The following is a 25550-nucleotide window of genomic DNA, read 5'->3' as shown; positions in this document are numbered from 1 at the left end:
AAGTGTAATATATGACCATGCAATAACTAAGGACATCAAATGAACGCAGGTGAGATTGGTACAGTAGCAGGGCGAATTTTTGAGTACAAAGCGCCGTTTAATTGGATTATCAGAAGTCAAGAAGACCAGAATGATCATGGTATTGATTGTGAAATTGAGCTGAAAGATTCAAACGGAAAAGCTCTTGGTCAAGAGAGTGTGTTCAAAATTCAGCTTAAAGGTCAAGAGAACTGTTCATTTATTGAGGATGGACAGAAGCTGTCTTTCTCGGTTTCTCGCGCCCGTCTTCAGTATTATCTCAAGTTCAATATCCCAGTGATACTAGTTGTTGTTGAAGTGTCTAGCGAAGAGATTTACTGGGTTTCTGTTACTGACAATCAAGAGGTCTTGGAGAAAGTAGTAGACTCATCTACTGATACTTTGACTGTCCATTTACCAGTGGAAAACAAGCTAGAAAGAAACGATTCCGTATCATTCGATAAATTGCTGGTGGCTGTTCAAGAATGTTGGGATTTTCTGTCTTTACGAGATCTTAAGCTTGCGGTTAACAACTGTAAGACCCTGAAACCAGAAGCTTTGAATACATGTATTGAACAAGTCGGTGACGCTTTGTTCAAGGCTTACCATATCAAGTTAGAGCAGTTGATGGTTAAACGCTCATACCCGCAAGTGTTTAAACAAGCGAGTGATCTGATTAACTCTCCAGTAGTGCCGCCAAAAGACAGGTTCATTGCTGCTTTGTACTACTCTTTTGCTTTTGATATTCAGCCCTACACGCAACTTAAAAGCGATGAAGCTTTAGAAAAGCTAAAGCTATGTGATTATCTAATTCGCTGTTCAAGAGAGCAAAGAGAGTCAGCGTACCGTTTAACTGCGATAGCTAAAGCAAGATGTACTTTGCTCTTTATTAAAATTGAACAGTTGTATGCACTTCATCATACAAATGATCACTTCAAGACAGATAGCTTTGAATTCTTGTATATGAATCGAGCAGCTAATACTCAATACCATGAAGTGTGTGTGCGTCTACAGAAAATCATTAACTTGTGTCATCGCTTGATTAGACAAAGTCAGTTCAACATTTTGGCAGATGTGATGAAAGACTTAACGATGTCTATTGGTATATTTAAGTCGATTCATAAGGCTAGGGGGACGGATGATGCGATTACGTTTTTAGACGAATGGTTTGAAAGCATGATCTACATGTCTTTAACTTATCTAGCAATGGTTAAAGATCTTGGAAAAATTGAGCACCTGTATCTATTCATTAGCATACAGAAAGGGTTAAAAGAGATTGTTCAGTTTGATATGAGAGAGTTGATTCTCGATCATTTCCCAGACTCACAAGAGCTGCTTGACCATCTGGATCCCATAATTGCTAACCAGAAGAAACCAAAGCCACTTTATGAAGCCAGCATTGAAGAGCAAAAGCAATTCTTTGCTGACATGGCTAAAAACCTTGGTTTGGACCCAGATGATCCTGCTTCGAGAGAGGGGCAGTTCGTCGCAATAGGTTTAGCCAACTACGATCCAACAAATATTATTGGTCATTGTGAACATATGTTTGTTGATTATCGACCGAGAGGAATGATAGCCCAACAGTTGGGAATGCACTCTCTGAGTATGCCTATCATGACTTGCTTAAAGCATAAGCACACAATTGGAACTGGGAACTTACTGATCAAAGCATTCGATAACTCTGATGGACCAGAGTTTGCGTTAGGATTTAAGCAAAGTTATTGTGATAAGTGCTCTGATTGCTCACCAAGAGAAGATGATTGGGTTTGGAATTTGAAATGGCAGCAAGAAGAACGGAAAAAGCATGTTGAGTGGCTTGATAAGATAGATTTCTGATCTGTTAATTGTGCCATTAAGAAAGTAAAAGAATGAGGTGCATTACGCACCTCATTCTTTTATCTATAGATAGCGATCTATTAAGTGCTGTTTGAAGTGAGCAGGGTTTAGTGCTTCACCAGTAGCTTTTTTAACAAGCTCATCAGTTGTAAGCAATGAGCCTTTTTTCCAAATATTCGTATCAAGCCAGTTGAAAATTGGTGATAGGTCACCACTTCGGATAATCTCATCAACGTCCATTTTCTGCTTAATTGATGCCATAAACTGAGCGGCATACATAGCACCTAAAGTGTAGGAAGGGAAGTAACCAAATGCTCCGTCGGTCCAGTGGATATCTTGCATGCACCCATTGCGATAGTTGCCTTCGGTTGAAAGACCGAGATAGGTTTGCATTTTATCGTTCCACAACTCAGGGATGTCTGTGTGCTTAATTTTTCCATTAATTAGGTCACGTTCAATTTCATAGCGCAGTATCACATGAGCAGGGTAGGTGAGTTCATCCGCATCTACGCGAATAAAATCTTTTTTCACGCGAGTGTATAACTTATGAAAGTTTTGTTGAGAGAAAAGCTCAGGGTTATGCCCATCAAAGTGCTTTGCGGCATAGTTTGCTAAGTGAGCGATAAAGCTATTACTTCGACCGATTTGCATTTCAAAAAACAATGACTGGGATTCATGAATACCCATTGAACGAGCTTGACCGGAAGAAAGGCCAGATAATGACTTGGGCAGTCCTTGTTCGTAACGGGCGTGACCAGTTTCATGAATAATCCCCATTAGTGACTGAGTGAATTCACTTTCGTCATAGCGGGTTGTAATGCGAACATCTGAAGGAATACCCCCACAAAAAGGGTGCATGCTCTCGTCTAAGCGCCCATGGTTAAAGTCAAATTGCAGCATCTTCATGACTTCTAAACCTAACGCTTTTTGTTTCGTCGATGAAAACTCCCCCTCAGGAATTAGGTATTGATCACTTGACTGTTTTTCGATCGCTTGGTTGATAAGATCGGGTAGCCAATTTTTTACATCGGAAAAAAGCTTATCAAGAGAGGCAGAATTGGTGCCCGGCTCATAAATATCCAACATGGCGTCATAAGGTGTTGTGCCATTTGCTTCTGCTCTGATTTGTGCTTCTTCTTGAGAAAGTTGAACGACTTCAGCCCAATTTTTTTCAAAGCCAGCCCAGTCATTGTCTTTTCGCTGGGTACGCCATGCATGTTCGCACTTTGAGCCGGCTAAAGACTTGGCTTGGACTAAGGTCTCTGGTAATACGTTGGCTTGTTGCCATTGGCGCTTTAGCTCTCGTAATGTTGCTTTGTCTGATGATTCAAGAGGTTCATTTTCAGCTTGATTAAACCAATCTTCTAGTTGTGGCAGAGTGTGCAGATTATGGATGTGGACAGATAATTCAGCCATGGCCTTGGAACGAGCCTGGTTTCCACCGCTTGGCATCACTGCTGCTTGGTCCCAGCCGCAGATAGCTGCAAGGTGATTGAAATGAGAGATCTTATGGGAATGTTGCTTTAGTTTTTCGAATGCGCTCATCAGCGGCCTTCCATGACTATTAATAAGGCTAAAAGTGTATCAATGTCGATAGGTTATACCAAGGGTTATCCAGCTAATAAGACGATTGATTATCTGTTTTGTATCACATCATTGAATTATTTAACCAAAGAAAATGCTGACTTTGGTGCGCAGGAATAAAGATTAATTATCAATACCAAAACATTTTCAATCGTTAAAACCATTTTACCTTTAACTAAATAGTTAGCTTGCTTTATCGAGTGTATTGGGAAGACCGAAATATTGCTTTAGATCTGTGAGAAATACGGGGTCTTCACACATGGCTTTTTCAGGCTCATCACTGATTTTTGCGACTGCCGCTCCGTTACACTCCGTCATCTTAATCACCATAGATAAAGGTTGATAAGTATCATGAGAGTCAGACCAATCACCCATGTCATTGGCTAGGAATGTACCTATACCAAAACTAATCATGGCACGACCATTGAAGTACTCGCATATTTCGAGTGCGCGTTCAAAGTTAAGTCCATCAGTAAATATCAAAGCCTTTGACTTGGGGTCAATACCTAGTGATTGATAATGGGCCAAAATTTTATCACCCCACTTAAATGGGCAACCAGAATCATGGCGCACACCAGCATAAGCTGTAGCGTACTCGTAAGTAAAATCTTTTAAGAATGCATTAATACTTATGGTGTCGGTTAGGGCGATACCGAGAGTGCCGTTAAAGGCTTTGTGCCAGATATCTAAGGCAATTTTTTGTGACTGAACAGGATCACTGAGCTGCTGGTGTGCCATAAACCATTCGTGAGCAACGGTGCCTATCGGTGTTATGTCCAATTGTTTTGCTAGATGATAATTACTTGTGCCGGACATTAAATCGGGCACGTGTTGGTGGAGGTATTGGACTAAATCGTAATGTACTTTTGAACTGAAGCGGCGGCGGCTTCCCATCTCCGAAAACTTGAAATTCTTTATATCTCTTTTTTTCAATTCAGATTGCAAGAAGGATATTTTGCTCTCGAGAACATGAATAAACTGTTGATATGGAATACTGTTCCAGTGAGTTTTATTGCGCACTTCGGAAATAATACTCATCACAAGCGTTTCATAGAGAATGGTCTCATGCCAAACACCACTGATGGAAACACGTAACTGGCCACTAGCTGCTGTGACAAAAATTTGCTGATTTGGCTTGAACCTGAATTGACTAAGATAGGAAAAAAAATCGTCATCCAGATAAGGGGCTTGTTGTCTTAAATAGGCAATTTCTTGTTTACCAAATAGATAGCTTGCAAGCTTGTTAATTTCTCTTGAAACCTCAATTTCAATATCTGAAAGGTCTTCAATTGAGCGAACAATGAGCTCATAGCGAACCTGGGTATTAGGATAGTACTTTCGAGCAGCGAACATCATATTGATTTTATATACATCAAGGTCTAGTGCACTTTGGATGATAGTATCGTTAAACAATGCGGCGCTCATTAATCCATCCTAGTCATGTCAATTATTTTCTCGATTTAGGGCACTTTAATCAATGCTGATATGGTTTGTCAAATCTTGTTATTAACCATAGCGAAATATGTCAAAAAAATCTTCAGGGAGAGAAAGATAATCTATACAATTAATCATATGACAGCACGAATTAAAGGAGGTTAATCACCAATTGTTACTTTCTTATTGACCTGCTACTTTTCAGTGGTAATGTACTTGTCAGTGAAGTACTGAGAGAATCTATAATGATTGTCACTATTGACATGATATGCCTTAGGCTCGGTGGACAAGGGTTAGAAACCTTGTTGATTAAGAGAAATAACCCTGAGCGACCACAGCAAGGTCTGTGGGCGATTCCTGGCGGTTTTGTTTTCGAGCAAGATATGTCGGATGATGGAGGCCAACAGGCAGACAAAGATTTCGAAGCTGCGCGTAAACGTATTTGTCGCCAAAAAATTCACACTTACCCAAATTATATCAGCGAGCCAATGGTTGAGGGGAACCCGAAACGAGATCCTGAGGGTTGGAGTGTTACGATTGCTCACTATGCCTTGGTTAATACGGCCAATATTGAACAGATAGAGAATTGTGGGCTGAATCAAGAGCAACTAAAATGGTTTCCACTAAACGCAGTCTTAGGCAATCAAATTTTGCTCGCTTTTGATCATGTTGATTTAATTAAACTGGCATGGAGAAAGCTTCGTGCAGCTGTTGAGTATACTTCTGTAGCCCTATTTACCTTGGACAAAGAATTTTTAGTGTCCGATATCATCAATGCCTATGCAAAATTTGGTGTTGAGGTGAATAGAATGACAGTCAAACGTCGTCTAATTGACACCGGTGTTATTGTCAGTGCCAACAAAGTGGCCTCGACTAATCGAGGTAAAGGCGGAAAGCCTGCTCAGGTATATAGTTTGGCTGAAAATAGAGTGACTTATTTTCAAACCTGTCTGCGTTAGTAATACTAGGAGTAAGCAATGTTTTTACAAGCAGTAAAAGTGGATAAAAAGAAAACAGCGTCGATTGATGTCGATCCACAAAAAGGCTTCAGTGAACTTTGTCCAAATGAGCTTCCTGTTGTGGGGGCTCTTGAGATTGTTAGCGAATTAATCGAAAACCACAGCAAGGTTGATTTTCGTTTAGTGTCGAGAGATATGCATCCACCAGGTGCTGCTTGGGAAGCTGAAAAGCCGGAAAATATGCTAGAGCCAGTTGGGCTCCCAGAGGTTGATATTAAGTGGAACCCACATTGTATAGTAGGGACGTTAGGTGCTGAATTACTGCCAGGTCTACCCACAATTCGAGACTATGATTTTCAGATAAATAAAGGTATGGATCCTGATGCACATCCTTATGGAGCTTTCTACCATGATCAGGCTGAAGCTTTGTCTACTGGTGGTATAGAGTATTTGCGTTCAAAGAAGATTGAAACAGTGATTGTTGGTGGCTTGGCTTTAGACTTTTGTGTTAAGAAATCGATTGGCCAACTGATTGACGCTGGTTTTAACGTCATTTTAAACTTAGCTTCAACGCGTGCCGTCTTTCCAAAAAACACGGATACAGTAGCACAAGATCTCGTTACTAAGGGAGTACGTTTGGTTCAAAATTCTGAATATATAATCAGCGAATAAACAGCTTAGTGAGTAAAGAATGCGAAGCTGATGAGCTTCGCATTGTTGTAAGTAAAAAATAAATGATTTAAGTAAGGACTTTATTTTTTGTTATTTCAGTTAGCTGATTAAAATAGAGTTTCGTTTCTTCAGCGACCACATGTCGTAAGGCGAGCAAGCCAATAAGGTTAGGGATTGCCATCAGTCCATTCACAATATCGGCAATAATCCAAATCATATCCAGATGCAAGAATGCACCTGATGCAACGAGTACAACAAAAATTATCTTGTAGGGCAGAACAGCTTTGGTACCTAATAGAAATACCACACAGCGCTCACCATAATAATTCCAGCCAAGAATCGTTGTGAAAGCAAAGAAAATGAGTCCAGTAGAAACAAGTACAGGGCCAAGAGTCTCTGCATTTAGCCCGACAGCAAATGCATGGGTAGTCATTGCGGCTCCGGAAAAATCACTTTGCCAAGCACCAGTTAGAATTAACGCTAATCCAGTCATGGTGCAAATGATGATGGTATCAAAGAAGGTTCCAGTCATTGAAATTAGCCCCTGCCTGACACACGAGTCTGTTTTTGCCGCCGCGGCCGCCATTGGAGCACTACCCAGACCAGACTCATTTGAGAACACACCTCTAGCAATCCCTGACTGAATAGCGAGCATTATGCTAGCTCCCAAAAAGCCACCCGTTGCAGCACTAGAACTAAAAGCTGAAACCACAACAAGTTTAAGGGCGCTCATCAAGTGCTCTGCATTGATAACAATGACGCTTAGACACGCTAATACATAGAATACAGCCATTGCAGGGACCACCATACCTGCAACTTTAGCAATTGATTTGATGCCGCCTAAAGTAACAAAAGCGACCAAAATGGTAAGAATTATTGCCGAAACATTTCGGGGCATACCAAATGAAATTTCGCTCGCATCTAAAATGGCATTCACTTGTGGAAAGGTCCCAATTCCAAAACAGGCAACAAGTAGGGCAAATATAGCAAACATGATCGCAAGGAATTTTGAACCGACTCCGTACTGAAGGTAGTACATAGGCCCGCCGATCATTTGGCCATTAGCATCAACTCTGCGATATTTGACCGCCAGTAGGCATTCTGCATATTTTGTCGCCATGCCAAATATCGCCGCAAGCCACATCCAAAACAATGCGCCTGGACCACCCAGTTTTATCGCGGTCGCAACACCGACGATGTTACCTGTACCAATTGTCGCAGAAAGGGCTGTGCACAATGCGGCAAAACTTGACACATCCCCTTGTTTATTCGAATCATTTTTACTAAATAACATGGTAAGTGCTGTCGGGAGGTAACGAAATTGGAGTAATCCCAAACGACAGGTAAAGTAGATACCTGTACCAACGAGTAAAATAAGTAGCGGTGGACCCCAGACAAAGCTGTCGATAGTGTTAAGTAAAGATTGAAGGTTATCCATGATTTCCCCAAAGTGATAAAACGTTACTAAGGAGAAGAGTGAAAGGGCAGAAATAATGGGTCTACAAGTGTTGCGGACAGAAAATTATAATCGCTGCATTATTCTTTACACTCCTCTGTCCTTTTGCCTGAAAGTTTCACTCACAGCTTATCTAGCGGTGAGCTTGCTCCTTCGGCGACCGACTAAACGGTTCTCTCCAGAGGTTCCTCCAATGACAGTCCACGCTGTATACAGCACCTGAAAGATTTACTTCTTCGGTAGGTTATTTGGCCAAATCTATATTACTTGGCTAAAAACCACTCTCCTGCCATCTTCATCGGAACGATTGTTCAAATACTGAACAAAAGTAAGTCGATACCACTGATTGGGTTTCAACGTGAGAACCATATCATGTTTATGATGCAATTCAATATTTTTATTACATCCAACAATAATGTCAAACAACTTATTATTTACATGTTAGAGTCTATATGACTTATTTTTTGTGTTGTCATTTTGACATTATAATAAATTGTATATTTATAAAGCACTGATAGTAAATGAAATAAAAATTTGGCAGGGAAAGTGCTTTATGTAATGGAAACCATCTTCATTACTGAGGTCACTATGCTCAATCAATCAAATCGAAATACTTTTAAAACACTATTAGCGGTTTCAAATATCGGTCTAGTGATCACTTTCTTAACGCTGGTTGTGAGCGTGTTAATTGCTTATCCGTATGCGTATGCCTTCAGCCTAGAAGCGCAGATAGCCGCGCACATTAGTACAATTATTATTGCCGCGTTTTTGAAGGTGAGTTATGTCACTCGATGTCTAGCGCAATACAATCTTGGGTTGGAAGTGAGATAAGAAGCGGGTAGCGCCTTGTTTAAGGTGCTACCACAGTGGTTACTTTTTAAAAGTAGTTGGCATCTACTAGTTCACCAACTCGGACTGCTTTAACATCTTTACGGTTTTCTAACCAAGCAACGATTTGTGCTTGTTGTCCATTGGTTACACTTTCATACCTTTGTGCATGGCAAATAAAACCTTCAAAAAGCTCTAAACCGCCGCCGCCAAAACTTAGGTCTAATGCGTCTATATAATCGATAAACTCATCAACAAAGGTGTCGTAATTTTCGAAATCTTGAATTTTTGTATCACAACTAACTTCAAATCCCAGCATTGCAAATTCACCAAGAAATAGTTTCTTTTGAATACGACGTTTTTTGTTATCTAACTTGAATGGTTTCATTATTGTACCTCGGGCAAAAAATAGTTACTTATACCTCATTTTAAGCGTCTACCCAAATCTGTAAGTTGTCTTATGCGTAAGAATTGATGTGTGTGCTGTTGTTTTGGGCGATGTCGCTACAGTAATGTATATAATTGGGTCATAAGCGCGTAAAACGAACGTAATGCTGACCAACTGCTGTCGAAAAATGGTATAAGTTAGAACAAGAAAAGTTTGAGTATTGTTTGGTTGGCTAAGGAGAGTGTATGACGAGATTAATTGCTATTGTATTTCTAGCGGCGTTAGCCTTCGTGTTGATTCGATATAGGACTAATGAAAAATTGCAAAAATATGTCGTTATTACCTTGGTTTCAGGTTTTTTAGTTTATACCACCACCTTGGCCGTAACTGAACTCATGCGTTAAATCAGTAGGAGCAAAATAGTGAACAACGAGTCTGATGTTGAAAATGATGATGTGGTAGTTATTGAAGAAAGAGATAAACGTAGCTACTTATACATAATCATTGCCGGTTTACTTGGTGCAGCTCTAGGTGGACTTATCGGCTCATCTGTGACGTCGTCGAAATGGCAAGAGGCTTATCATGGCTTGGAAAAGAAATACCAGTTAATGGTTGAAGAAAAAAAAGAGTTGCTTGACGAGGTAAAAAATAAAGTTGATCAGGTCGACGTTGAAATCGAAACCAAGTTATCCCAAGCGATGGAAGAAAAAAAATTAGCCTACGATGAGACAATAGCGACGTTACATTCGCAGGTCTCTGAACTGGAAAAAGTCAATATTTCTCTTGAAGATCAGCTCAACCAGCAAAAGCAAAGTATTGTACAAACGACCCAAGAAAACCGTAAGCTTAACCGGCAGGCAGACATACAAGTGACTATGCTCGAGCGTTCGCGTGAGCTATTCCAACAGGAGTTGAAAGTGAAACAAGAGCTTGAGGCTTTGGAAAAGGAGCGTGATGATCTTCAACCTCAATTAAAGCAATTAAAATCTGACTGTGATTTATATTTAGCGGGTACATCATGGGAAGCCAAATCTGATGCATGTGACAAGCAAGATGCCGCAAACTCCCGTCTAAGTCATGTCAATCAGATGATCAGTGTACATCAAATGGATTTAAAACAAATCCAGACGTTGGCTGATGAGCTAGGCTTATAAAAAAATTTGTCTTGATAAACTCAAAAGCCTCCTCCTAGGAGGTTTTTTTATGTCGGATTGGGCAAGGGAGTAATTTACGACTAGCTTTAAGTTGTGAGGATAAGTTTGTTTAGCAATCATAGGGTAACAAGGTGAGCAAAAATGTTCGTGTAGAGTGGGTGACAATTATTGCTGACCTCGCTTATTTATGTGCAGTAGCGATTGTATCATATGGTTTGGTTACTCAAGATCATATTTGGGGTAGGATATTTTTATTGCTACCAGTATTTATGATTATTGCTTTGTTGGTATCAGATTTCCGCCTCAAACATCTATTTTCGTTTAGTGCCGTCGTGCTTTTTTTAATTGGTGGTTTAATCGAACCTCTAGAAACAGGAGTTATTAGAAGCGGGCTTATTCTTTTCCCATTATGTTATATTGTTCTATTTCCTGGTTCCCTTTGGTCCATAGCAGTAGCCGCTGGGTTAATTAATGGCTATTTATATCAGCTAAGCCTTGTGGATATTGGTCTATTTATTGAGATAGCTGCTGAAGCTAGTGCTATTACGATTTTCGCAACTATGATGACTTATTTTTATATGGAGAGTCGTAAACAAGCTGAGATTTATCAATTGCAAAGTATAACAGACTATTTAACGAAACTGCCTAATTTGCACGCTTTTTATGAAGATATAAAAGTCGTCGATATTCATAACGCTGATCGATTTGGAATACTCCACATAGGGCTGGATGGTTTTAAAAATATTAATGATCGTCTTGGCTATCGATATGGAGATATGTTAATGGTTGCCTTTGCTGAACATATCAATCGTTTGGTGGGGGTGTATGGTAAGTTTTATCGACTTGGGGGGGATGAATTCGGATTAGTAGTTGAGAGTTCTGAACTTCGACCCACATTAGTTGAAGTTGTTGGGGTTCTGCGCCAGCATGAGAAAACACTATTCAACATGGAAAATACCAGCCACAGGCTTGGTTTTAGTATTGGTGTTGCTCTGGCAAAAGACGCCGCTGATAATGTAGAAGTCTGGATAAAAAATGCTGACTTTGCCCTCTACAAAGCTCTTTCGCAAGGCGCTGGATTTGTATGTTGGTTTGATGAAGAGCTATTAAATGAAACAATCCGTCAACACCAAATTGAAACTGAAATAAAAGCGGCGTTGTTGAATGATCAGTTTGTTTTGTATTACCAACCGAAAGTTTCGGTAGCTGATGGTAAGATCATTGGGGCTGAGGCTTTGATTCGATGGAAACACCCTCAATTAGGTGAGATCTCACCTGCTGAATTTATCCCAATTGCTGAAAAAACTGCGCAGATAGTCCCTTTGGGCCAGTGGATTCTTCATAGGGCTTGTGAGCAAGTAAAAGCTTGGCATGATGGAGGGATCGATGTTTGCGTTTCGGTTAATGTATCTACGGTTCAGTTTGATGACGCTGATCTTTTTAGGGCAATCTGTGAGCTCCTTAGAGAAATTCAGCTACCTCCCCATCTGCTACAGATTGAAATTACCGAATCGACATTAATGAAAGACCCTGAAGGAGTGACTGATATTTGTAGTCAACTTAGAGCGCTTGGGGTCTCAATCGCAGTGGATGATTTTGGAGTAGAATACTCTTGCTTGAAATATTTAAAGCATCTTCCTGTTGATGTTCTTAAAATAGATAAATATTTTGTAGATGAATGCGCCGTACATGAAGCCGATCGAATCCTACTTAGAACCATAGTCCAAATGGGTCATAGTTTGAACATTAGTGTCATTGCCGAAGGAGTGGAAAACGAACAGCAACTTGAGGTTTTGCATCAAGAAAGTTGTGATTCTTATCAGGGATATTTGTACTCTCAGCCTCTTACATCTAATGAATTTATTTCTTTAATTGATAATAAAAATTGACAAGGTTAAGTCATTAGCTTTCCATCACTTTAGCCGACTTTAAACTCAACTATACCTTATATTATACTCGATGAAATACATATTATATTGATTCTTATGCTGTTTGTACTGCATAATAAGTACGATATAAATACATATGCAAGGAATGCTATTAAAAATGGCAGGTAATATATTAGAGAACAATATATCGGTCGATAAGTTTTATATTTTTCAAAGTAATGAAGTTAACAAGATAACTATAACGGATGAACAAGTTCAGTATGCAGGAACGGCTAAAGGTTTTCTTGTTGGAGGTAACGACACTACATATCTTCACGTCATAAAGAATAACGATATCATTATAGGCTTTTTTAAAATTGATACTGCATATTCTGGAAGTTTTTCATTTTGCCCTAATAATGGCTTAGGTTTAAAAGCTTTTGCTATTGATATCAACTTTCAAGGGAAAGGGATAGGTACTCAAGTGGTTAAAGAATTACTGCCATACCTTGAAACCAATTACCCTGAATATAAAAGTGTTTATTTGACTGTAAACTGCAAAAATCCAGCAGCTAAGTCATGTTATCAAAAAGGTGGCTTCTCAGATACCGAGGAGTTATATCTTGGCGGCGACGCTGGCCCTCAACATATAATGTATGCCAAATTAGAGAATAAGTAATGTTAATAACAGGAATAAACCAAGATAGCATGCAAGTTCGATTATTAGAAAATGGTCCAGATTATGTAAAAGCACTAGAGGTATTGTTGCAACTTAGAAATAACTATAATTTAGACACTCTATCTGCTCAGGTTCAGAAACAACAACAGAATGGATTTCAAGTGGCTTATGTAAAGTTAAGAGATGAGGTCATTGCTGTCGCAGGCTTTTGTATTGGTGAAAAGCTGGCATGGGGTAAGTATATGTATATCGATGATCTTATAACTAATAGCGCTTATCGTTCTAGAGGAGCGGGGAAAATCTTATTGGATTGGTTGAAGGAGCATGCTAGGGAGAATGGCTGCGTGCAGCTCCATTTAGACTCTGGTGTGCAGCGCTATCCTGCACACAGGTTTTATCTATGTAATGGATTTAACATAGCCAGTCATCATTTCTCCTTATTGGAGTTATAGGAAGTAAAATATAGGTTATAGCTTGGTGCAAGTTTTCCAAGCTAATCTTTCATACTAAGCATTAGTACAGCAGCTAAAGCTAAAAAAACGCTCATCATTAAGAACACGTCATTATACGCCATAATTGCAGCATCACGCTGCATAGTGTTAAGCAGCACGGACTCTGCTTGTTGTAGTGAGGTTACGGCGTCACTTCCAGATTGAATGAAATATGCTTGTTGCTCGCGAAGTGCATCCCATGCTGTGGAGCTTACATAGGGTAGGGACTCTTTTATGTGGGATAAATGCTCACGGGTTTTGTTATCCAGTAGAGTTGCGATAAAGGCTATGCTAAAAGCACCTCCGAGGTTGCGCATTACATTAGTTAATGTCGATGCATCAGACGTATTATGATGGCCGATATTTTTCATTGCGACCAAAGAGAGAGGGACCATAATGAATGGACTTCCTACAGCTCTCAAAAGCATTGACAAGATAAGTTGCTGACCACCAAAATTGATAGTCATATGGGTGTTAACGTAGCAACTTAAGCCAAACATAATAAAGCCAAAGGTAACTAAAAATTTTGGTTTAATAATTTGTGTAAGTTTAGGCACCAAAGGGAAAAATAGTAGTTGCGGGAAACCCATCCACATAAGGACTTGGCCGATTTCCATAGCATTATATTGCTGAACTTGAGTCAAATAGAGTGGCAAAACATAAATCGATCCAAGTAGTGCCATCCCTAAAATTAGATAGGCAATACATGATAGTGCAAACTGACGTTCCCGCAGTAACCTCAGGTTAACAAGCGGCTTTTCATGCTGGAGTTCATTGATCACAAAATAGATGAGACTGACAGCTGAGATAGCGCTCAAGGCAATAATAAACTGAGAGCTGAACCATTCTTCTCGATTACCCTCTTCGAGCACGACTTCTAGGCAGCCTAATCCGATTCCCATTGTTGCTATGCCAAACCAATCTGCTTTTTTAAAGGTTGAAAAATCACACGTTTCATCATCCAATCCATAACGTATCATAACTATAAGAATGAATGCCGGTGGGACATTGATGTAGAAAATGTAATGCCAAGAAAGATTTTCCGTTAGCCAGCCACCAAATGTTGGCCCAATAGCTGGCGCAAATGTCGCCGTAACCCCGAATAAAGCCATGCCTACTGCACGTTTATTTAGTGGAAGTAATTGAACTACTAGCGAGAAAGCTAATGGTATAAGAGCGCCACCACTAAAGCCTTGCAAAGCGCGAAAAGTGATCATGGACGTCATATTCCAAGAACATGAACATAACAACGATGACAAAGTAAAAATGCTAGTTGTCCAAGTGAGGTATCTACGTTTACCCAAAACCTGAGATAACCAACCACTAAGTGGGATGGCAATCATTTCAGCTACTAAATAAGAGGTTGATATCCATGAACTTTCATCTAATGTAGCAGAAAGAGCCCCTTGAATGTCTTTCAGCGATGAATTAGTTATTTGAATATCGAGAATAGCCATAAAAGCGCCGATCAAACCGCCGATTAAAGCAATCCAATTTTTTAGTGGGACCTCACTCTCGGTGTATGAACTAGCTCCGGTTACCGATTCAGACATACATTACCCTCGAGTGTCAATGGTAGTGACAGCAGACAAGCCTGGTAGCAAACGTCCTTTTAATGTTTTTTGATCAGGAATGGTGATTTTTACCGGTACTCGTTGAACAATTTTTGTAAAGTTTCCTGTAGCATTTTCAGGTGGAAGTAGAGCAAACTTTGCGCCAGTAGCGGGAGAAAAGCTATCGACAAAGCCAGTAAGACGTTGTTCAGGGAATGCATCTAACTCTATGGTGACCTTTTGCCCTTGATGTATACCACCTAATTGTGTTTCTTTAAAATTAGCTTCTATCCATATATTTCCTGTAGGTACGAGACTTAGCAAAGGAGAGCCTGATTGAACAAGAAGTCCTTGGCGTATGCTTCTTTTGCCAACTATGCCTGCGACTGGAGCATAAATTTTTGTATAGCTAAGATTTAGCTCAGCTCGGTCAACGTCTATTTTAGATTCAACTACTGATGCTTCGGCTTGGTGAATATCACTGTCAATCACTAAGAGTTGATCGTGAGCTGAAACTAAGTTTGCATTGGCTTCATTAAGTTCAGCAAGTGCAACTTTTTGTTGAGCTATCATGTCATCGACTTCATCTTGAGAAGCATAATTCTTTGTTAGCAAGCTTCTTGAGCGTTCCACTTGTTGCGTTGAACGCTGATATTCAGCTTTAGCGGAATCTACACGGCTTTCAGCTTGAAGAATTTGACTTTTTTGTAATGTTTTTTGGGCCGTTAGGTTATCAATGCTTGACTTGGATACAGCGAGATGCGCTTTTGCTTGCTCAAGTTCAGTAACATAGTCGCGTGCATCAAGTTCAACTAACAAATCACCTTTTTTGACTTTTTGATTATCACTAACAAAAGACGTTGCAATATACCCGGAAACTTTCGGTCGAATTATCGTTATATCTCCTTGGAGATAGGCATTGTCGGTTGATTCAAAATGCCGAGCATACCCAAACCAATAACCAGCGCAGAGTAATCCGATAATGAGCATAACAGCCGTTGCAATAAGCAGTGCTTTATTACTTTTTTTTTGAACTTTGGTGTGATCTGAGCCTGACATGCTATGCCTCTTTAGTTATCTCTGCGGCTTTGAATTGTAAATGAAAATGATTAATTGATAAGATAGGAAAAAAAAGAAACACTGTTGCAAAAATTTAACCAATTGATCCTGAGGGGTGGATAAGTGGATTTAAATGCTATAACTGTTTTTGCTCAAGTTGTCGATTGTGGGAGCTTTACACATGCGGCTGACGCTTTAGATATGACAAAGTCGACCGTGAGCAGAAAATTAGCTGAATTAGAAACGCATTTGGGTGTGCGACTATTGACGCGCTCTACGAGAAGTTTAATCTTAACCCCAGAAGGTGAGCGCTTTTATCAATCCAGCTTGCAGATGCTAGAAATATTGAACCAGGCTGAGCTGGAAGTTTCTGCTCACCAAAACCTAATCCGAGGCCCTTTGAAGGTTGTTTTGCCTTTAGAGCTTGGTCATCAGGTGCTAGGTTCATATATCAATGCTTTTTTGAAACAATATCCTAATGTTACCATTAATCTGGAACTATCGAATAGAGAAGTTGATATGATTTCTGAGGGCATTGATCTCTATGCTCAAGTCGGTGAACTTCAAGATTCTTCTTTAATTTCAAGGCCTTTAACTAAATCTCAACGTGTATTGGCTGCGAGCCCAGAATACTTAGAAGAATATGGGCATATACAGTCACACCAAGGTCTCTGTTCGCCACACCAAATGGTCGATGTATTTAATCGTGCAGTAAAACTACCCAAGTGGCATCTCATCTCTCCAGAAGGTAAAGAGCCGATACAGATTGATTTGCCATACCGCTTACGTGTCAACACCATTACCGCTTGTCTTAAAGCTTGTCTTGATGGACTTGGTATCGCAGTACTACCAGAATTTATCTGCCGGGAACATTTCTCTAGTGGTAAGCTTATCCAGTTACTTCCGGCATACACAATGCCTGAGGTCGCTGTCAGCCTTGTATACACTGATCGACAGTTGATGCCAAAACGTAAAGAAGTATTTATCAATTTTCTACTTGCAGCATTTAAGGGCGATATAAGCGTAAGCACTTAAACTACAGTGACGACTTTTGTTAAACTGGATAACAGTTTATGTGCGCTAGAACCTGACATTTTGTATGGCTCGAAACTTGAACTGCCTGAGTATTTTAGAGTGAGCGGTCTTGTTGTTGCCATCTCAGGTATATAACCCATGCTCCAATCAGAGAATTCACGTTCGGCGACTTCTGAGTAGTCAAGTAGCACGATATTGTCATGCCTATTATCATTAAGAATTTGGTGATATACCTTATTGACTTGTGCTCTCGAACCTTCTAGGCACTGAAGAAAGTAATTTCTATTAAAGAGTAGTACTCCAGTGACATCAATGGCTGCGTTTTGTTTACGTGCAGTGTTTAGGATACTCTGGATGTCTGACTCTGTTACACCTTCAGAAATAGAACTCGTATAGACCAATCTTACTAGGAACATTTTACACTCCATTTTTTGTTTATGATTTGTTTCTGCTAATATTATATGCAACAAGGTTTGTTTTGCTGTTTGTTTTGCTGTTTGTTTTTATTTTTTAATTTTGTTTAACGGAGTATTTGAATGTCGTTTTTTACATTTTGATATCGAGTCATACTAAATTCTGGAAGTTTACGAACGATAGCCTTTGGTGTGAAAATTGAATTAACCCCAAGTAATTTATTGAATACCCAAGATATAAACCCATTATCTTATGTGAACTGTATTGCAAAGTGAAGCTTTTGAATTTGATGCGTTTAACATATTTGTTATGATTTTTCATACACATAGCGTCAGTAATTAATTTATGTAAATTTACTGCTAAGAGAGTTAGAGAGCCATAGTGGATACAAACATATCTCAGTTACGAAAAGAGTTTTATGCTCAGATTAGCGCCTTACAGGCTTACTCTTTACCTCAGACCAAGCCTACACTTTCTTTGCTAACCGAAGAAGAATTACAACTGCTTGAAGATATGTGGATAGAACTGTCCGTATGGAAGAAAACACATAATCACTAAATGTAATTAGACAGTTTTTGTACTTAATATCTTACCCCAGTGATAAAAATCACTGGGTTTTTTTGTTGCCTATAATTATAAATGTTATATTAAAACAAAAGAGTGCTGACCATTGATTTATACCAAATAAATCCCCATAGTTAGTCACCTGTAAGGTTTCTATCACCATAGAAATATAAAATAATAATGAACCAAGTGAGTAGGGTTATGGCGGAAGTTAGAGCCAGAGTAGATTTTAAAGTTGGTAGTAATAGTGATATAGAGGCCGAACTCTTATCTTTTGAAGGACTTAAGACTGATAAAGAACACGTAGCAATCATATTCAAACAATCCGACAAGACCCAATCCACTCCTATTGTTCGGATACATTCTGAGTGTTTGACTGGTGATGTATTCCATTCTTCCAGGTGTGATTGTGGTGAGCAACTAGATGAAACGATTAATAAACTTGGAAAAGAAGGCGGTATTATTCTTTACCTACGCCAAGAAGGGCGAGGGATTGGTCTGTATAACAAGATAGATGCCTACAAGTTACAAAGCGAAGGCATGAATACTTATGAAGCCAATAACCATTTAGGCTTTGGTGATGACTTACGTGACTTCTCAGAAGCGGCGCAGATGCTTAAAGCACTTGGTATTACTAGTATTCAACTGATAACTAACAACCCAAAAAAAATTCGCGAGCTACAAGAACATGGAATTGATGTGACTCAGTCAATTAATACTTCAGCACATGTTAAAGATGGTAACAAGAACTACCTTGAGGCAAAAATTGCTCATGGTAACCATGATTTAAAATTGTAATTCCCCTTACTCTATCTTGATAAAAGCCTCATTCTAATGGGGCTTTTTTGTATATTACTTGCAAAAAAAAACTAAGTTTGTATTATTTGCGTCAATGAGTGCAAATGAGAATAATTAGCACTTGCAGTTTGAAATTTTTTAAGTTCAACAAGGACGCTTTTCAATGAATGTAAAATCACCTTTGGCCCGTTCTGTGGTCACTTCACTTGTTGTTGCTAGTAGCCCAGTCTTCTCAGCAGATGTAACAAAAGAACAGGTTGTTGAGCAATATGCGAACGTTGCCCATGCCGTATTTTCTGATGCATTGACAACAGCGCAGGCGCTTGATAAGTCTATCGAATCCTTTTTAGCGGCGCCTTCACAAAAAAAATTAGATCAAGTTAAACAAGCATGGATTGATTCTCGCGTTCCCTACCAGCAGTCAGAAGTTTATCGCTTTGGTAATACGATTGTTGATGATTGGGAAGGGCAGCTAAATGCTTGGCCACTCGATGAAGGCCTTATCGATTATGTTTCAACTGATTATCAATATGAATTAGGTAACGAAGGTGCGAGTGCAAATATTGTTGGCAACAAAACGCTTAAAATTGGTGCAACGCAATTAGATATCAATAAATTAACGCCAGAAGCGATCGCTGACCTTAATGAAATTGGCGGCTCTGAAGCCAATGTTGCCAGCGGTTATCATGCGATTGAATTCCTTCTTTGGGGACAAGACCTAAATGGCAACAACGCTGGTGCTGGTGAACGTGCATATACAGATTTTGTCGTTGGAAAAGGGTGTACCAACAACAACTGTGATCGTCGTGGCGAGTATTTGAAAGCAACGGCTGACCTTCTTGTACAAGACCTAGAATGGATGGAAAAGCAATGGTCCGCTGAAGTAAAAGGTAACTACCGTGAACAGCTTCTGAAAGAATCTGCTAACAATGGCTTACGTAAAATGCTATTTGGAATGGGTTCACTATCTTTGGGCGAACTTGCTGGTGAACGTATGAAAGTGGCATTAGAAGCGAATTCGACTGAAGATGAACATGATTGTTTTTCCGATAATACTCACAATTCACACTTCTATAATGAGCAAGGTATTTACAATGTTTACACTGGTTCATACCAACGCGTAGATGGCTCTCAGTTATCAGGAGCAAGTATTGCACAGCTTATTGCTCAAAAAGACGTGAAGGCCGCGAAGGAAATACAGCAACAGTTTGATACGACACGTACTCAAGTGGGAGAGCTGGTAACGTCTGCAGAAAAGAATGCCCAGTATTTTGATCAATTGATCGCAGCTGATAACGTCAAAGGCAATGCATTAGTTAATAAGACGATTATGTCTCTAGTTGATCAAACTGCATCGATTGAGCGTGCTGCAAAAATTGTTGGAATCAGCAGTTTGAACCCTGATACGGCAGACCACGAATTCTAGAAAAGAAAAATTCTAACCCAAGGGCTCTTTAAGGGCCCTTTTGTTGTTTTATAAATCGCCATTTATTGAGAATCTTTCTCAAATATGTGGTGCTATTTACCTGAGAAGCTTTGGTATGAAGTTGTATAAAAAGCCCTTGATAACCGTTTTGGCAATCATCAGTACTAGCGTGTCAGCTTACGAATTAGAATCTGGTGGTGCCACAAGTGTTACAAAAAATGGTTCTAACGCATTTTCGCTTCCTGCATCTAACCTCCCTCTTAAAAAAAGGCTCGATTTCAGTGTGGGTAATAGTTTTTTCCGTAACCCTTGGATTCAAGCACCAGCGACGACAGATGCAAGAGATGGTTTAGGCCCTTTGTTCAATACAAATGGCTGCCAGAACTGCCACATAAAAGATGGCAGGGGGCATCCTCCTGAGAAGGAAGATATCCATGCAGTTTCAATGCTGATTAGACTTAGTGTCCCTGCAATATCAGCACAACAGAAAGCAGCATTAATTGAGAATGGTATTATCCCTGAGCCAACTTATGGAGGGCAGCTTCAAGACTTTGCGCTGCAAAACCAAGTACCTGAAGGTCAGATTAAAATTACTTATGACGATGTTCCCGTGCGTTTTTCTGATGGTACTGAACTCATTCTACGCAAGCCGAATGTAGAAGTTACACAGCTTGGTCATGGCGAGATGCATCCAGATACACAGTTTTCAGCTCGTGTTGCACCACCAATGATTGGGCTGGGTTTATTAGAGAGTATTTCCGCACAAACTCTCATATCATGGGCAGATGAACATGATGCAAATAATGATGGTATTTCAGGCAAAACCAATAAAGTTTGGGATGTAGAGAAAAATGATTTTTCAATTGGAAGGTTTGGATGGAAGTCAGGTCAGCCTACTTTGATGCAGCAAAATGCAGCGGCATTTAATGGTGACGTCGGCTTAACCAGTCGCTTATTTCCAAATGAAAACTGTACGTCCAAGCAAACTATTTGTACCGAGCTTCCCAATGGAGGCAATCCTGAAGTAAGTGATAACATACTTGATTTTGTTGAGTTTTACACGCAACATCTTGCGGTGCCAGTTCGAAGGAATATGAAGCAGCCTAATGTCAAACTGGGACAAAATCTATTTGTTAAAGCGGGTTGTGATGGTTGTCACAAAAGTCAAGTGACCACCACAATGCGTGAAGGTTTGCCGGCATTGTCTAATCAGACGATCCACCCATATACAGATTTACTACTTCACGATATGGGAGAGGGTTTAGCCGATCATCGACCTGAGTATCTAGCTAATGGAAGAGAATGGCGAACTGCACCTCTATGGGGGATTGGTTATACGCATGAAGTCAATGGGCATACATATTTTCTTCATGATGGAAGAGCTCGCAGTTTGATGGAGGCTGTACTTTGGCATGGTGGAGAAGCCGAATCGTCGAAACAGGTCGTGCTGACATTCAATCCAAAGCAACGCGGTGCTTTGATAGCATTTTTAAATTCATTATAAGGAAGTGAAATGAAGCCCTTATCATTATTAGTTATCGCCATTTCGCTAACAGGGTTGTCTGGATGTGAAATGATGTTAGGTGCATCTGAGGTTGAACATCCTAGTAAAGAGGTTTACCAGGTTGAGTATGCTGCCGCACAAAATTTTATGAACCAAGCTAGACAGTTACGAAGTGAAATGCTGGCTTTTTGCCATGGTGCTGAAATATACGAGGTTCAAGATCAATGGCATAAAACTATGCTGTCTTGGATGGCGTTGCAAGGGCAAGAAAGGGGGCCAGAGCGCGCACTTGAGAAAAGTTGGAGTATCCAGTTCTGGCCTGATAAAAAAAATACAACTGGTCGTAAAATGATGACATTGCTAAACAGCAAAGAAAGTTGGACTCAAGATAATATTGCTCAGCAAAGTGTTACTGTACAAGGGCTAGGTTCAATTGAATGGCTTTTATATGACAAACACTCCAATCTGGGTTCTTCACCCAAGAGCTGCGAAGTTGCTATAGCCATTGCCAATAATCTTGCGACCAACGCCGAGGCGATTGCCTCGGCATGGGACGTAAATCCATGGTCTGATTTGGATAAACAAGCTTGGACATCAGAATATATATCGTTACTCTCCAATCAACTGGAGTACAGCATGAAAAAGATGAGTAGGCCTCTTGCAAGCTTTGGTAATCCCAGACCTTATTTTGCAGAATCCTGGCGTTCTGGTACTTCGATGGAAAATTTAAAAGCAAATATAGCGGCAATGCAAGCATTGTATATATCTGACGGCCATGGTTTAGACTACATGCTGCGTGTGCAAGGACATGCTCAATTAGCCGACAGTATCACCCGTCATTTTTCAACTGCTTTGGAAACCTGGCCAGTTGATAGTAGTTTGTTTGATTTACTTCAAACTAAAGAAGGCTACCGCAAGGCTTATGCACAGTACAATAAGCTAGAACAGCTGAAATATCTGATCCACGAAGAAGTGGCCATTAAATTGGGTGTAGTGATAGGGTTTAACGCGACAGATGGTGACTGATAATACGAGACGAACTTTACTAAAAGCGGCATTATTGGGTATTGCAACACCAATACTACCACTTGGGTGTGCTAGTAAAAAATCTTTACCTGCACAGCCAGCTCTTATTGGCTGTGCTTTACGTGGTAGAGGGAAATACTCACTAGTGGTAGCTGACCAGCAAGGTTTACCGCTAAAACAATTGCCACTCCCTTCTCGTGGACATGGTGTGGCTACTCATAAGACATTGAACCATGCAGTTGCTTTTGCACGCCGCCCCGGTGAATATTTTGTTGTTTTTGATTATATGACTGGTGAAGTGATTGCACATTTATATGCAAGCCCTCAACGTCACTATTATGGCCATGGAGTGTATTCGAATGATGGACAGTGGTTATATGCAACTGAAGGTGAGAGAGGTACTAGTCGAGGTATTATCGGGGTGTATGATGTACTAGCGGGTTATAATAAGGTTGATGAGTTCACGGGTTTTGGACTTGGGCCTCATGAAGTTATTGTTATGCCTGATGATAAGCTTGCTATAGGTGTAGGGGGAGTTCATACCGATGGACGAAGTCCGCTAAACCTATCATCAATGAATCCCAGCTTGAGTTATCTGGATTCTAATGGTGAATTGATTGAACAAGTCTCTTTGCCAGATCATCATTTGAGCATCCGCCATCTCGCTCACGATGGAGACAAAACCGTTCTTTGCGGACAGCAATATAGAGGTGAGCCTGAAGAATACCCGTCACTATTGGCTATGCATACTGCTGGAGGGCAAATGAAGGCTCTATCAGCAGAACCAGAGCAGTGGGCAAGGTTTAACCATTATATTGCAAGTATTGCAGCTACTGATCAATGGATTCTTGCGACTTCTCCACGAGGAAATTGTTATGGAATTTGGTCTAAGCACACTGGGCAACTAGAAGAACTGAATGTTTTACCTGATGCTTCAGGAGTGATAGCCAAAGAAGGATATTTCCAAGTAAGCTCAGGCACTGGTGGCGTTGTTACTCAATCTTCTCCCGGTAAAAAGAAGAAAATTCATTCTAAAATTCAATGGGATAATCACTGGTCACTCATTTTGTAACCTAGCTTATTGTATAGCCAGAAAAAATTAACTTTCTTATCAATATTTCATACTGGCCTCTTATTTCTCTGCCATACTTTCATTCTAAATGAAGGAATCGGAGAGTAAGATGGCTAGGCTGTACCCCTTATTACTACTGCTAATATTGATGCCATTTCAAGCTTTGTCAGCTAACTACTTCGAACGTATTGGTTGGTTGGAAAAAGATAGCCATGTCCTCCGTGTTCTACAGTTTTCTAAAGATGTTGAAAATATATATCATGGACACAATAATCGTTTCATCTGGTTTGACCTTCAGCAAAGTACTCGGCTTGAATTTCAGTTGGAAGTTATAGCAAGTGCTGGGTTTAGCCCTCTTTTTTCTCGGCAACTTAGATACTTGGAATACTATCGTAAGAGTAATCGCTGGCATGAATATGATGTTCTCGCCACTGACACTCTACTTCTATATATTAGTTATGCTGAGCAGGCTAAACTGCTAGGGTATGATTGGTTTTTCAAATCTATGCTCTATAAGCCTCTTCCCCGATTGAGCAGTTCTCTATTGCAGGTTGTTACTCAATCTATCACACAACAACAGTTGAATGAATTAATAGAAGCGTACACACCAGACAGTTCTGATTACCAAAAATTACTCGATAGCTACCTGCATGTAGTCAAGTTTACAAAACTAGATTTACCTATTTATACACAAGAGGGCTTGAGAGGAGTTGGTGAGCCATTAGATGATCGAGAGATACTCCTTGTTCGAATGGAAATGGTGGATGTTGATTTGTCTAAAGTTCGTCGTGACATCGATTGGTATGATGAAACATTGGAGTCCGCTGTGAGGGAATTTCAAAGGCTTCATGGCCTTGAGGATGATGGGGTTATTGGCTCAAAGACACTTCGCTGGCTTAATATAACACCTGAAAAAAGACTCTCTATTCTTGCACTTAATGCGGAGCGAAGCCGTCTATGGCCAATCAATTTCGACAATATTATCATTGTCAATGTTCCGGGTTTTGAAATGAAATATTGGTCTTCCGGCAAAGAGGTCTTTGAATCCAAAGTAGTGGTCGGGCGAAGAGGAAGACCCACACCCTTGATGACGATTGAACTTGAATCGCTAATTTTAAACCCAACATGGAATGTACCATGGAGAATCATGGTGCGTGATATTATTCCTAGAATTAAAAAAGATCCGGAATATTTGGTGAAAGAAAATATTACCATTGTTCCCAGGTGGGGTTCAAAGGAGTTAATAAATCCAGAAGAAATCGATTGGCAAAATCTTCGTCCAAGTACTTTTCCGTATAAAATGACACAGCTATCGGGGGACAATAATGCCCTAGGATTATATAAGTTTAATACTCCAAATCGACGAGCCATTTTTTTGCATGACACACCGAGCAAAGAATTATTTGAAGAAGTGAGTAGGGCATTTAGTTCAGGATGTGTTCGAGTCGAAAATGCTGAGCAGTTTGCTTCAGTCCTTCTTAAAAGCCAGGGTGCAGACATGTCTTTAGTTGAAGAAGACGAACTCGCGGCAAATCAGTCTATCCCTCTTAAACGAAAGGTACCAGTACATATCATTTATCAAACCGCTTGGTCAGATGGTAGTAAAATCCAGTACAGAGACGATATTTACCGTTTTGATAGACGAATCCATGGGAAAAGCTGAATTTAACAAAAAATAAGATTTCTTCATATTGCTGTTTTCTATAATCAAGTCAGGTACTAAGCCCCAAGT

Annotated in this window: 25 protein-coding genes and 1 riboswitch; of the genes, 18 read left to right on the top strand and 7 right to left on the bottom strand. The window is 40.0% G+C overall.

Going from position 1 to position 25550, the window contains the following annotated elements; all coding sequences use genetic code 11:
* Window positions 1-39: 39 nt before the first annotated feature.
* Entirely contained in the window at window positions 40-1854 is a 1815-nt protein-coding gene (locus tag KO511_RS15730; protein WP_215988361.1) for a DUF4365 domain-containing protein, read from the top strand.
* A 63-nt stretch (window positions 1855-1917) separates the two neighbouring features.
* Here the strand turns inward: KO511_RS15730 and KO511_RS15725 are convergent, their stop codons facing one another.
* Entirely contained in the window at window positions 1918-3399 is a 1482-nt protein-coding gene (locus KO511_RS15725; RefSeq protein WP_215988360.1) for a carboxypeptidase M32, read from the bottom strand.
* 12 nt (window positions 3400-3411) lie between these two features.
* On the opposite strand from KO511_RS15725, the gene KO511_RS15720 reads away from it, so the two are divergent.
* Window positions 3412-3558, top strand: coding sequence for a hypothetical protein (locus tag KO511_RS15720; protein ID WP_215988359.1), 147 nt, complete (start codon window positions 3412-3414; stop codon window positions 3556-3558).
* Between the two features lie 63 nt (window positions 3559-3621).
* Here KO511_RS15720 and pncB read toward each other — a convergent pair whose 3' ends face one another.
* A complete protein-coding gene (pncB, locus tag KO511_RS15715) occupies window positions 3622-4863 on the bottom strand; it encodes a nicotinate phosphoribosyltransferase (RefSeq protein ID WP_215988358.1) in 1242 nt (413 codons plus the stop codon).
* Between the two features lie 254 nt (window positions 4864-5117).
* Between pncB and KO511_RS15710 the strand changes: the two genes are divergently transcribed.
* Both KO511_RS15710 and KO511_RS15705 read left to right on the top strand, forming a co-directional pair.
* Complete coding sequence (locus tag KO511_RS15710) at window positions 5118-5831, top strand: NUDIX domain-containing protein (RefSeq protein ID WP_215988357.1); 714 nt, start codon at window positions 5118-5120, stop codon at window positions 5829-5831.
* Between the two features lie 18 nt (window positions 5832-5849).
* Window positions 5850-6503, top strand: coding sequence for an isochorismatase family protein (locus tag KO511_RS15705; protein WP_215988356.1), 654 nt, complete (start codon window positions 5850-5852; stop codon window positions 6501-6503).
* 67 nt (window positions 6504-6570) lie between these two features.
* On the opposite strand, the gene KO511_RS15700 is transcribed toward KO511_RS15705, so the two are convergent.
* Complete coding sequence (locus tag KO511_RS15700; RefSeq protein ID WP_215988355.1) at window positions 6571-7941, bottom strand: alanine/glycine:cation symporter family protein; 1371 nt, start codon at window positions 7939-7941, stop codon at window positions 6571-6573.
* A gap of 105 nt (window positions 7942-8046) precedes the next feature.
* Window positions 8047-8151, bottom strand: a riboswitch (glycine riboswitch).
* A gap of 396 nt (window positions 8152-8547) precedes the next feature.
* On the opposite strand from KO511_RS15700, the gene KO511_RS15695 reads away from it, so the two are divergent.
* On the top strand, window positions 8548-8790 hold the full coding sequence (locus KO511_RS15695; protein ID WP_215988421.1) for a hypothetical protein: 243 nt from the start codon (window positions 8548-8550) through the stop codon (window positions 8788-8790).
* Window positions 8791-8836: 46 nt separating this feature from the next.
* Here the strand turns inward: KO511_RS15695 and KO511_RS15690 are convergent, their stop codons facing one another.
* A complete protein-coding gene (locus KO511_RS15690; protein WP_215988354.1) occupies window positions 8837-9175 on the bottom strand; it encodes a 50S ribosome-binding protein YggL in 339 nt (112 codons plus the stop codon).
* A gap of 245 nt (window positions 9176-9420) precedes the next feature.
* Here KO511_RS15690 and KO511_RS15685 point away from each other — a divergent pair, with 245 nt between their 5' ends.
* From KO511_RS15685 to KO511_RS15665, 5 genes are all read left to right on the top strand, one after another.
* Window positions 9421-9579, top strand: a complete 159-nt coding sequence (locus KO511_RS15685; RefSeq protein WP_215988353.1) for a hypothetical protein — start codon at window positions 9421-9423, stop codon at window positions 9577-9579.
* An 18-nt stretch (window positions 9580-9597) separates the two neighbouring features.
* On the top strand, window positions 9598-10329 hold the full coding sequence (locus KO511_RS15680) for a chromosome partitioning protein ParA (protein WP_215988352.1): 732 nt from the start codon (window positions 9598-9600) through the stop codon (window positions 10327-10329).
* Window positions 10330-10460: 131 nt separating this feature from the next.
* Entirely contained in the window at window positions 10461-12218 is a 1758-nt protein-coding gene (locus KO511_RS15675) for a putative bifunctional diguanylate cyclase/phosphodiesterase (protein ID WP_215988351.1), read from the top strand.
* A 157-nt stretch (window positions 12219-12375) separates the two neighbouring features.
* Complete coding sequence (locus KO511_RS15670; protein WP_215988350.1) at window positions 12376-12876, top strand: GNAT family N-acetyltransferase; 501 nt, start codon at window positions 12376-12378, stop codon at window positions 12874-12876.
* Window positions 12877-12905: 29 nt separating this feature from the next.
* Window positions 12906-13328 (top strand): GNAT family N-acetyltransferase, encoded by a 423-nt coding sequence (locus KO511_RS15665; RefSeq protein WP_215988420.1) that lies wholly within the window; start codon window positions 12906-12908, stop codon window positions 13326-13328.
* A gap of 41 nt (window positions 13329-13369) precedes the next feature.
* Here KO511_RS15665 and KO511_RS15660 read toward each other — a convergent pair whose 3' ends face one another.
* Together KO511_RS15660 and KO511_RS15655 are read right to left on the bottom strand one after the other, a co-directional pair.
* A complete protein-coding gene (locus KO511_RS15660; protein WP_215988349.1) occupies window positions 13370-14920 on the bottom strand; it encodes a DHA2 family efflux MFS transporter permease subunit in 1551 nt (516 codons plus the stop codon).
* A 3-nt stretch (window positions 14921-14923) separates the two neighbouring features.
* Window positions 14924-15979, bottom strand: a complete 1056-nt coding sequence (locus KO511_RS15655) for an HlyD family secretion protein (protein ID WP_215988348.1) — start codon at window positions 15977-15979, stop codon at window positions 14924-14926.
* A gap of 123 nt (window positions 15980-16102) precedes the next feature.
* Here KO511_RS15655 and KO511_RS15650 point away from each other — a divergent pair, with 123 nt between their 5' ends.
* Complete coding sequence (locus KO511_RS15650; RefSeq protein WP_215988347.1) at window positions 16103-17014, top strand: LysR family transcriptional regulator; 912 nt, start codon at window positions 16103-16105, stop codon at window positions 17012-17014.
* Here KO511_RS15650 and KO511_RS15645 read toward each other — a convergent pair.
* Window positions 17011-17430 (bottom strand): BLUF domain-containing protein, encoded by a 420-nt coding sequence (locus KO511_RS15645; protein WP_215988346.1) that lies wholly within the window; start codon window positions 17428-17430, stop codon window positions 17011-17013. The two genes, KO511_RS15650 and KO511_RS15645, sit on opposite strands and share 4 nt — an antisense overlap.
* 379 nt (window positions 17431-17809) lie before the next feature.
* On the opposite strand from KO511_RS15645, the gene KO511_RS15640 reads away from it, so the two are divergent.
* From KO511_RS15640 to KO511_RS15610, 7 genes are all read left to right on the top strand, one after another.
* The gene (locus KO511_RS15640) at window positions 17810-17986 is read left to right on the top strand and encodes a hypothetical protein (protein ID WP_436840228.1); all 177 of its coding nucleotides are present in this window, start codon (window positions 17810-17812) and stop codon (window positions 17984-17986) included.
* 207 nt (window positions 17987-18193) lie between these two features.
* Entirely contained in the window at window positions 18194-18790 is a 597-nt protein-coding gene (locus KO511_RS15635) for a GTP cyclohydrolase II (RefSeq protein ID WP_215988345.1), read from the top strand.
* A gap of 163 nt (window positions 18791-18953) precedes the next feature.
* Window positions 18954-20216, top strand: coding sequence for an imelysin family protein (locus KO511_RS15630; RefSeq protein WP_215988344.1), 1263 nt, complete (start codon window positions 18954-18956; stop codon window positions 20214-20216).
* Window positions 20217-20331: 115 nt separating this feature from the next.
* Entirely contained in the window at window positions 20332-21720 is a 1389-nt protein-coding gene (locus tag KO511_RS15625; RefSeq protein ID WP_215988343.1) for a di-heme oxidoredictase family protein, read from the top strand.
* A 9-nt stretch (window positions 21721-21729) separates the two neighbouring features.
* Window positions 21730-22746, top strand: coding sequence for an imelysin family protein (locus KO511_RS15620; protein WP_215988342.1), 1017 nt, complete (start codon window positions 21730-21732; stop codon window positions 22744-22746).
* Complete coding sequence (locus tag KO511_RS15615) at window positions 22736-23818, top strand: DUF1513 domain-containing protein (protein WP_215988341.1); 1083 nt, start codon at window positions 22736-22738, stop codon at window positions 23816-23818. The genes KO511_RS15620 and KO511_RS15615 overlap by 11 nt, the downstream gene beginning before the upstream one ends.
* A gap of 109 nt (window positions 23819-23927) precedes the next feature.
* On the top strand, window positions 23928-25481 hold the full coding sequence (locus tag KO511_RS15610; protein WP_215988340.1) for a L,D-transpeptidase family protein: 1554 nt from the start codon (window positions 23928-23930) through the stop codon (window positions 25479-25481).
* The last annotated feature ends 69 nt before the right edge of the window (window positions 25482-25550 follow it).

It is taken from the genome of Vibrio hepatarius, assembly GCF_018860525.1.
Taxonomy (GTDB): domain Bacteria; phylum Pseudomonadota; class Gammaproteobacteria; order Enterobacterales; family Vibrionaceae; genus Vibrio; species Vibrio hepatarius_B.
The sequence above is the reverse complement of the archived record's forward strand: the minus strand, read 5'-3'. Positions and strand labels throughout refer to the sequence as shown.

Bases quoted from the DNA above. Each gene is read 5' to 3' on its own strand.
- KO511_RS15730 (WP_215988361.1), top strand. From the start codon at position 40: ATGAACGCAGGTGAGATTGGTACAGTAGCAGGGCGAATTTTTGAGTAC.
- KO511_RS15725 (WP_215988360.1), bottom strand. From the start codon at position 3,399: ATGAGCGCATTCGAAAAACTAAAGCAACATTCCCATAAGATCTCTCAT.
- KO511_RS15720 (WP_215988359.1), top strand. From the start codon at position 3,412: ATGACTATTAATAAGGCTAAAAGTGTATCAATGTCGATAGGTTATACC.
- pncB (WP_215988358.1), bottom strand. From the start codon at position 4,863: ATGAGCGCCGCATTGTTTAACGATACTATCATCCAAAGTGCACTAGAC.
- KO511_RS15710 (WP_215988357.1), top strand. From the start codon at position 5,118: ATGATTGTCACTATTGACATGATATGCCTTAGGCTCGGTGGACAAGGG.
- KO511_RS15705 (WP_215988356.1), top strand. From the start codon at position 5,850: ATGTTTTTACAAGCAGTAAAAGTGGATAAAAAGAAAACAGCGTCGATT.
- KO511_RS15700 (WP_215988355.1), bottom strand. From the start codon at position 7,941: ATGGATAACCTTCAATCTTTACTTAACACTATCGACAGCTTTGTCTGG.
- KO511_RS15695 (WP_215988421.1), top strand. From the start codon at position 8,548: ATGCTCAATCAATCAAATCGAAATACTTTTAAAACACTATTAGCGGTT.
- KO511_RS15690 (WP_215988354.1), bottom strand. From the start codon at position 9,175: ATGAAACCATTCAAGTTAGATAACAAAAAACGTCGTATTCAAAAGAAA.
- KO511_RS15685 (WP_215988353.1), top strand. From the start codon at position 9,421: ATGACGAGATTAATTGCTATTGTATTTCTAGCGGCGTTAGCCTTCGTG.
- KO511_RS15670 (WP_215988350.1), top strand. From the start codon at position 12,376: ATGGCAGGTAATATATTAGAGAACAATATATCGGTCGATAAGTTTTAT.
- KO511_RS15665 (WP_215988420.1), top strand. From the start codon at position 12,906: ATGCAAGTTCGATTATTAGAAAATGGTCCAGATTATGTAAAAGCACTA.
- KO511_RS15660 (WP_215988349.1), bottom strand. From the start codon at position 14,920: ATGTCTGAATCGGTAACCGGAGCTAGTTCATACACCGAGAGTGAGGTC.
- KO511_RS15655 (WP_215988348.1), bottom strand. From the start codon at position 15,979: ATGTCAGGCTCAGATCACACCAAAGTTCAAAAAAAAAGTAATAAAGCA.
- KO511_RS15645 (WP_215988346.1), bottom strand. From the start codon at position 17,430: ATGTTCCTAGTAAGATTGGTCTATACGAGTTCTATTTCTGAAGGTGTA.
- KO511_RS15635 (WP_215988345.1), top strand. From the start codon at position 18,194: ATGGCGGAAGTTAGAGCCAGAGTAGATTTTAAAGTTGGTAGTAATAGT.
- KO511_RS15630 (WP_215988344.1), top strand. From the start codon at position 18,954: ATGAATGTAAAATCACCTTTGGCCCGTTCTGTGGTCACTTCACTTGTT.
- KO511_RS15625 (WP_215988343.1), top strand. From the start codon at position 20,332: ATGAAGTTGTATAAAAAGCCCTTGATAACCGTTTTGGCAATCATCAGT.
- KO511_RS15620 (WP_215988342.1), top strand. From the start codon at position 21,730: ATGAAGCCCTTATCATTATTAGTTATCGCCATTTCGCTAACAGGGTTG.
- KO511_RS15615 (WP_215988341.1), top strand. From the start codon at position 22,736: ATGGTGACTGATAATACGAGACGAACTTTACTAAAAGCGGCATTATTG.
- KO511_RS15610 (WP_215988340.1), top strand. From the start codon at position 23,928: ATGGCTAGGCTGTACCCCTTATTACTACTGCTAATATTGATGCCATTT.